Source organism: Acidobacterium sp. S8 (assembly GCF_009765985.1).
In the GTDB taxonomy this organism is placed as follows: Bacteria; Acidobacteriota; Terriglobia; order Terriglobales; family Acidobacteriaceae; genus Alloacidobacterium.
In genome coordinates this window covers 106998-114103 of the sequence record NZ_LMUM01000024.1, presented here as the reverse complement: position 1 = coordinate 114103, position 7106 = coordinate 106998, and the positions used below count along the sequence as shown (strand labels likewise).

The following is a 7106-nucleotide window of genomic DNA, read 5'->3' as shown; positions in this document are numbered from 1 at the left end:
TTAGGCCGCTTGTTCGTAGAACGCTATGTACGGCTCTTGCGTAGTCCAGAGGCGGTGAAGCAACACGGCCAACTTGCGAGCTACTGCAACAACGGCCTTGCTCTTGGCCTGCTTGCCACCTCGTGCAGCTAAGTGCAGGCCCCACTGCCGAAGAGCCGAGTCTCGTCCATGCGGTCGAAGGATATGGTTGGAGCACTCGATCAGAAGACTTCGGAGATAGGCGTTGCCGGCATGGGTGATGCCAAGCTGAGGATCATGATCTCCGGACTGACTTCGACGAGGTCGTAGGCCAAGATAGCAACCGACATCACGACTTCGCCCGAACCGCTCCTTGCTGCCGAGTGTCAAGACGAAGGTCAAGGCGGTGAGGTGGCCGACGCCGTGAACCTTCAGCAGCGCCTGCGTCTCCGGATACTCGGTCTGGCCTAGCTGCTGGATCTGCCGGTCGTACTGCTTGATCTTTACTGTCATGTCCGCGATCTGTTGCAGCACCGGGCCGAGTGCCTGTGCCAGTCCAGGCGGCATGACAGCAAGGCTGCGCTGCGCGAAGCACGTTGTCGCGGAAGCAGGCATACGATAGCCGCAGGCCTTCGTTAGACCACGAACTGCGTTCACTGCCGCCGTGCGCAGCCGCACCAGCAGGGCTCGCGCACGGATCAGGGTGAGGGCCTCCTGCTGTGCGACGGTGCGGTGGGCGATCGGACGGAGGATGTTCGGATCAAGCCGGGCATATCGTGCTAGTTTCTCAGCATCAACCTGGTCGCTCTTCCGATCACTGTGCGAGATCGCGCGCAGTTCACGAACGTTCGCCACGATGACTTCGTGGCCTAGCTCCTGAAGCTGTTCGCTGATCCAGATCGAGTGCGTTCCAGCCTCCATCGCGACCCGTGCTGGAGCCACGTCGGTGAACCACTTTTCGATCGCCTTCGGGGTGGTCCTGAAGCGGCCACGGTCGACCACTAATCCGTCCTGGTTGAGGGTGCAGTAATGGCTCCAGACATCGCCAAGGTCGATGCCGATCGTGATCTCAACCCTGGCCTGTCTGCGTGGGCCTTCAGAGATGGGGTGCTGCGCTGGTTTCTTCATGGGAATAGTCTCTCTCCGTTCCGGAAGACCTGCTCATCCCATTTATATCGAGGAAGAGAGAGCGCCTGAAGCGTTCGCTCGTAGCGTCCGAGCTCATAACTGCTTGATGCAAAATTCCATGGATCTGGATTGCGCTCATAAAGCGCATCAAAAAACGCGCGGCTTGTAGTGTCGACGGTCATGCAGACCAAAAAATCTCAGTCGAAGCCGGGCGGGCCGAAGTAAGATCTCAGGAAGGGACGGCTGCCGTGACTTCGCGGACATCCATACCGGAGCCTTCTCTTCTGAAGATAAGGTACGATCAACCCGTCGACTCTGACTGTCTGATGCTGAAAACTCCTGAACCGTTAAACCAAGGGCATCGTGGATGGTCATGTTGCTTCCAGGAGAAGTTCTTTCATAAGTCAATTGGTTGGGCCCAAATTAAGTAAGAAGTCCAGAAGTCCTCATGTACTTTTTCTGGCATCACACTGCCCAATATCTGGAGGAAAATATGCTCGGAAATCCTGATCCGCGAGACGAAGGACCGAAACCACCATTCCCTGATCAGCAGCAGAACCATCCTGGAACTGTAAAGGGGTTGGATCCGCCTGCTGACCATGGAGAAACTACCTATACCGGAACGGGCAAGCTATCAGGACAGGCTGCGATCATCACAGGAGCAGATAGCGGGATCGGACGTGCAACAGCAATTGCGTTCGCAAAAGAAGGCGCGAACATTGTGCTTTCCTATCTGCCGGAAGAAGAGTCGGATGCGCTCGAAGTTTTTACCATGATCCACGAGATGGGAAGGAAGGTGCTTCGACACCCAGGAGATATCGGTTCGACCGACTACGCCAAGAGCCTGGTTGACGCCGCAATCCAAGATCTGGGTCGTTTAGATATCGTCGTAAATAATGCAGGGTTTCAGATGGCACATGACGACATCGAAGAAATACCCTTCGAAGAATTTGAGCATACTTTCCGGACGAACGTCTTTGGCACATTCTTTCTTACCCAGGCGGCATTGCCAAAAAATGAAGCCTGGTGGTTCTGTAATCAATACGACGTCCATTCAGGCCTTTGAACCGAGTGAGCAACTAGTCGCATATGCTGCCACAAAAGCAGCGATTGCGAACATGACAAAGAACCTGGCCAAGCTAGCGGCAAAACAAGGGGTTCGAGTAAATGCTGTAGCACCTGGGCCAGTGTGGACCCCGCTTATCCCATCGACGATGCCTCCTGAAAAGGTGCGGTCATTCGGGGAGAATACGTTATTTAAACGCCCTGCCCAGCCGATCGAGTTGGCAAAGTTATTTGTATTTCTGGCCTCTGCAGATGCCGGCTATCTTTCAGGTGAGATATTTAGCGCTACCGGTGGCAGGACACCCCTATAACATCCATTGCATCCACATTCATGCGCCAAATCATATCTTCGACAACACGGCTTTGTTGCACGCATGTCAAATGCTCTTCAACTTCAGAAGTTGATCGGAAGTTCTGCCGTATAGTCGTGGCTATCGAGCTAAAGTCCTGAACGTAAGTGAATACCGTAATGAGTCGACGGGAGGAATACTATGCTCCCAAAGCGTTCGAACTTCACCTTCCAAGATGTAAATCGATCGCGGGTTGAGCGTTTGGGATTTGCGAATCCACTTTGTTCCCGTGGGAAGCCGAAGACGCATGACGGCCGGTGCCAAAAGTGAGACGCCAACGATCACACCAAATTGCGGCTTGTCTTTGTGCCAACCAATTCCAGCACCTGGTGGATACTGGTTCACTCCACCTTGCTGAATTTCGTCGATATCTCTTCCGGCGAAGGCTGCGGCCTTCCTTCGAAGTTCTTCGATGAACAACGGAAACTTCTCAGCAGGCTCAACTGTTCGACGTGCATAGTCATAGCGAAGACCAAACGAGGTGACACGTCGATTTCCAATGTGCCCGTGAAATTCAAATGGTTTGAGTTCAAGTGTTGCGAGGGAGGCTACAAGAGCCGTCTCTTCAGCTTCACTGATGATGCCGTCTTGATAATGGAAACCGCTCGGCATCGCAGAGGCCTGCGGACTATCAAGTTCGGCGAAGAGAGCCTTCTGCGTTCCCATCACAAGCTCCTAAAAGCCTCAGAATAAATTCAGTTGTGGTATTCGTACTGATCGTTTGTATTGGGGATTGTCATCGAAGACTGTCCTGCCACCGATCGATGCGGAAATGGCCCGCTCATGCGACACCACAGAATTGAAGTCTGCAAGCGGTTCACGTTTCTCTTCCACATCACGTGTCAATCGGTCCAATCGCTTGAACCCCTCAAGCTTTTCTGTATATCCGAGTCGAGCTGCTTCCAGAGAGCGACGCAGGATAGCGAGCGAGTCATCGTAGACCTTGAGTGGAACCGGAAAAGGATGCCCATCCTTGCCACCATGCGCGAATGAGAAGCGAGCCGGATCGGAGAAGCGAGAGGGTGCTCCGTGCACGACCTCCGCGATGAGGGCGAGGGATTGCAGTGTTCGTGGTCCAAGGCCCGCTACAAGAAGCAATGAAGCAAAGTCTCGAAGGTCTTTTTCGTATGCAACTGCAAGAACTGCCCCTAATCGCTTCAGATCGACATCCTTGGCACGGACGTCATGACGCATCGGCATCGAAAGATTTCGAATATCGCGTAATGCGTCCTCAAGAGGTTGCTTTGTAATTGCAAGCAAGGTATCGCGTGCTTTCTCGGCGCGGGCGTCCACGAGATTCCGAATCTCTCCCTGCGGTTTGCCCACACTGGCGGTATGAGGGTCAGACACAAAGTCTCGCACTGTGACCGAGTGCCAGTGATAACGCCGCGCGATGCGATTGTGAGGATTCATCCCCTGCTGAACGACGACCCATTCTCCGGATTTCGTAATGACGAAGGAGTGCAGATAAAGCTGAAAACCGTCCGCAATGGCGTTGTTATCGACTCTTGCGGTAAGACGGCTCGTGCGCGCCAATTCATCTCCATCAAGCCCGGCTTTCATGGCGAATGCGCGAAGTTCATTCGGCGTATTTGTGGAATGTCGATCTCGACCGCCGCAGATCATGATCCCAAGATCCGAAAAGCGCGGATTGAGGCCACGCTTCAATGCTCCGACTACGGAGGTCGTGATGCCAGAAGAATGCCAATCCATGCCCATAACTGCCCATAAGCCTAGAACCAGAATGGATCGCTTAATCGCGTCAGAAATTCAGATTGCCCGTAATTCAAAACGACCTGCTCGGCGATGGCTGTTCCAAGTTCGGTCATGCGATTGGCAAGCCACGGAGGCACGCGTCCTCCATGGAGGGGAAGATCGGCGGTGCCAGAACGCTTCATCTCAATCAACCTCAATCCTTATTTTCGCCATTTGTTCGCTAATAATCAAGCGTCAAGCATAATCCTAAGGGGAGCGTAGTAATCTCGTGGACCGAAGGCTGACCTACATCGCCAAGTTGCGACGTCGAATGAGCGAATTGCTCAGTATGCAGAGATGGCATCAGATAGGTTATGAGATCTCGGAAGCATGCACAAACTCGTCCCTCGCCGGTGCCTGTTGCATTGCTGATAATCGATGTGCTGACGACGTTTCAGTTTCCGGATGGTAATGCGATTCTGCAAGCTGCGTTAGCAATGCGAGACCCGCTGGTCCGGCTAAAATCGCGTGCTCGCGAGGCCGGCATCCCAGTTCTCTATGTGAACGATAACTTTAGAGATTGGCGGAGCGAGAAGGAGGTATTACTCGGCCGTTGCCTGGAAGCTAAAGGGGCGCAGTTCGTAAGACCACTATTGCCTGACGGCGAAGATTACTTTGTCTTGAAGCCAATGCATTCGGCAATTTACATGACACACCGCTGGAGGTTTTGCTCGAGCATCTCGAGGTGGAGACGCTAATTCTAACTGGGTTAACGTCCAATAGCTGCATTACCATCACGGCGCATGACGCGAACATGCGCGGCTTCGACATTTATATTCCGCCAGATTGTTCGTGTGCGCGCAATGCGAAAGAACATAAACAGGCACTGGCGCAGCTGGAGGCTATGGCTGGAGCGAGTATCAAGCGTTCCCCGATGCTCAAACTGCGCAATTTTATTCGTGCGGCACAGATCTCGCGACGAGCCACTTCAGCTCGGTAGTTCAGAGCAATCGCACATTGTGGAACTTTGCCGAATTGGTGAGCCATCGGTCCCGCTGCTTGTCTTTGAGCTTCTCTATCTCTTGAAAAGTTTGGTTAGCGTTTCCAGAGGCTGGCAATTTAGGACGGAGGCTTTTTCGAGGCCGGCCCTGCGAGCCTGCTCGATTCCGTAGCGGATCGTCCCAAATTCGTGAACGCTGTGCGCATCCGTCGAGATGGCGATGAGTATGCCGATTTCCGCAGCGACTCTCGCGTTTTCCGCCGAAAGATCCAGCCGGTCCGGACTAGAATTGATCTCAAAGAAACATCCACATTGCTTTGCGTGCCGAGCGATCCGTTCCATATCGATTTCATAGCCTGGACGCTTCAAGAGAAGTCTGCCGGTGGCATGGCCCAGAATTGTAAAGAAACGATTGTCCATTGCCCGCATGATTCGCTCAGTCTGCTTGTCTTTTTCAAAGGCGAAGCGTGAATGGATGGAACAAACGGTGTAATCCAGTGCGCGTAGCAGTTCGTCCGAATAGTCGAGTGTTCCGTCTGCCAGGATGTCGACTTCTGCTGATTTCAAGTTCTAATTCCATCGAGATGCTTATTGAGCTTGTCAATCTTTCGAATTTGTGTCCAAAGTGCCTCCTCCGAAACGCCGTCCGCGATCTTCAAGCTCTGTGAATGATCGCTGATACCGATATAGGCGTACCCTGCGTCTTGCGCCGCCGCAGCCATCTGTTCGATGGAATTCGATCCATCACTCGCCTTGGTATGCATATGAAGATCGCCTTGGATATCTCCTTGAGTGATTGGGATGGGAAGAGTTCCTCGACGAGCCTGCTGGACTTCATCAAGGCCTTCTCGTAGTTCGGGCTCGATGAATACCATCTTGAAGCTGTCATAGAAGGATTGTTCAGTAGCAAATGAGCTATTCGCTTCACGACGGTTGAGACTGCCAGTGATCGCGACAAGCTTTTTCAGATGAGCCCCGCTTCCTGTACGCCAGATCAGCGACAGACCCCAGTTTGTTGAATCGGCCAGATTAATTCTCAACAGCGGTCCGGAAGAAAGCGCGAAGAGGGCCAAGTCGTTCTTCGACTCAAGTAATGGCGTTCGTCCCCCGTACCTCTCCATCGCAGCGATGAGTTCGTCGAAAGCTCCCGTTTCGACGACGAACGAAAGCTCCTCGATCACCTCAACCCGGCGTCGATAGTCGCCAACTGCCTCAGCGCGCGTAGCCCCTGCTCGTTTGAGAAGATATGCCTCGATTAACGGGACCAGATCATGCGCGTGATACAGAAGAATGCTGCTCGTCTGCACAAGTCCTTGCCTGACGTGCTGATCCATCCGTGGCCCGAAGATCCTTTCGATCTCCCCATTTTCCAATGCTTGATGTAACCCTTGTGTCGATGAGATTTGAAGCTTCTTGAAAATGCGAAGTACGCGTTTTGGATCGAGCCTGGGATAGGTGCTAATGCTTAGAAGCTCCGGGCTTGCATTAGATCGCAGCTTCTCGAGACTTGCGAGCCTACCCGTCAGAACAATCTCGCGGATCGGACCGCTGATCGCCTCTCCGATGCCGGCATACACGGTAAGGTCTGCATTACTCCGAACGAGCTCATCCACACTGTCTCCCAAGCCCCGAATCGTATTTGCCGCGCGACGATACGCCTTGATTTTGTAGGGATTGGCCTTCTCCATTGACAACAGTTGCGCCAAAGCCGAAAGCTTGTCCGCAATCTCCGCGTTGGTAAGGACTTGGGTATTATTCGGCACCGTATCACCTTGGAGCGCTCGGCGCAGTGGGCAGCAGAGCAGATGTACCGCCGTAGACGCTTGCGAATTGACCAGCTCCAAAGCTTTTCTATCCTCGCGAGTTTCGACGAGCGGCGGTCATGACGTCAAGAGCACCAGCCACAGAAT

The 7106-nt window shown here is 53.3% G+C and carries 8 protein-coding genes and 1 pseudogene; 3 read left to right on the top strand and 6 right to left on the bottom strand.

Annotated elements, in window-relative coordinates:
- Complete coding sequence (locus GSQ86_RS09055) at window positions 1-1086, bottom strand: IS110 family transposase (protein WP_158749630.1); 1086 nt, start codon at window positions 1084-1086, stop codon at window positions 1-3.
- A 580-nt stretch (window positions 1087-1666) separates the two neighbouring features.
- Here GSQ86_RS09055 and GSQ86_RS23395 point away from each other — a divergent pair.
- Both GSQ86_RS23395 and GSQ86_RS23390 read left to right on the top strand, forming a co-directional pair.
- The gene (locus tag GSQ86_RS23395) at window positions 1667-2152 is read left to right on the top strand and encodes an SDR family NAD(P)-dependent oxidoreductase (protein ID WP_254062258.1); all 486 of its coding nucleotides are present in this window, start codon (window positions 1667-1669) and stop codon (window positions 2150-2152) included.
- Entirely contained in the window at window positions 2103-2462 is a 360-nt protein-coding gene (locus GSQ86_RS23390) for an SDR family oxidoreductase (RefSeq protein ID WP_254062257.1), read from the top strand. Before GSQ86_RS23395 ends, GSQ86_RS23390 begins: the two co-directional genes overlap by 50 nt.
- A gap of 120 nt (window positions 2463-2582) precedes the next feature.
- Here the strand turns inward: GSQ86_RS23390 and GSQ86_RS09045 are convergent, their stop codons facing one another.
- The 3 genes from GSQ86_RS09045 to GSQ86_RS23005 form a co-directional block, all read right to left on the bottom strand.
- Window positions 2583-3113 carry an alpha-ketoglutarate-dependent dioxygenase AlkB gene (locus GSQ86_RS09045; RefSeq protein WP_216841076.1) on the bottom strand — a complete coding sequence of 177 codons (531 nt, stop codon included), beginning with the start codon at window positions 3111-3113 and terminating at the stop codon, window positions 2583-2585.
- 72 nt (window positions 3114-3185) lie between these two features.
- Entirely contained in the window at window positions 3186-4214 is a 1029-nt protein-coding gene (locus GSQ86_RS09040; RefSeq protein ID WP_216841075.1) for a DUF763 domain-containing protein, read from the bottom strand.
- Between the two features lie 20 nt (window positions 4215-4234).
- A complete protein-coding gene (locus tag GSQ86_RS23005; RefSeq protein ID WP_216841074.1) occupies window positions 4235-4399 on the bottom strand; it encodes a DUF763 domain-containing protein in 165 nt (54 codons plus the stop codon).
- A gap of 171 nt (window positions 4400-4570) precedes the next feature.
- Here GSQ86_RS23005 and GSQ86_RS23835 point away from each other — a divergent pair.
- Window positions 4571-5196: pseudogene (locus GSQ86_RS23835) on the top strand (cysteine hydrolase family protein).
- Between the two features lie 75 nt (window positions 5197-5271).
- Here the strand turns inward: GSQ86_RS23835 and GSQ86_RS09030 are convergent.
- Together GSQ86_RS09030 and GSQ86_RS09025 are read right to left on the bottom strand one after the other, a co-directional pair.
- Window positions 5272-5763, bottom strand: a complete 492-nt coding sequence (locus GSQ86_RS09030) for a hypothetical protein (RefSeq protein ID WP_158749628.1) — start codon at window positions 5761-5763, stop codon at window positions 5272-5274.
- Window positions 5760-6959 carry a PHP domain-containing protein gene (locus GSQ86_RS09025; RefSeq protein WP_158749627.1) on the bottom strand — a complete coding sequence of 400 codons (1200 nt, stop codon included), beginning with the start codon at window positions 6957-6959 and terminating at the stop codon, window positions 5760-5762. The genes GSQ86_RS09030 and GSQ86_RS09025 overlap by 4 nt, the downstream gene beginning before the upstream one ends.
- Window positions 6960-7106: the final 147 nt, after the last annotated feature.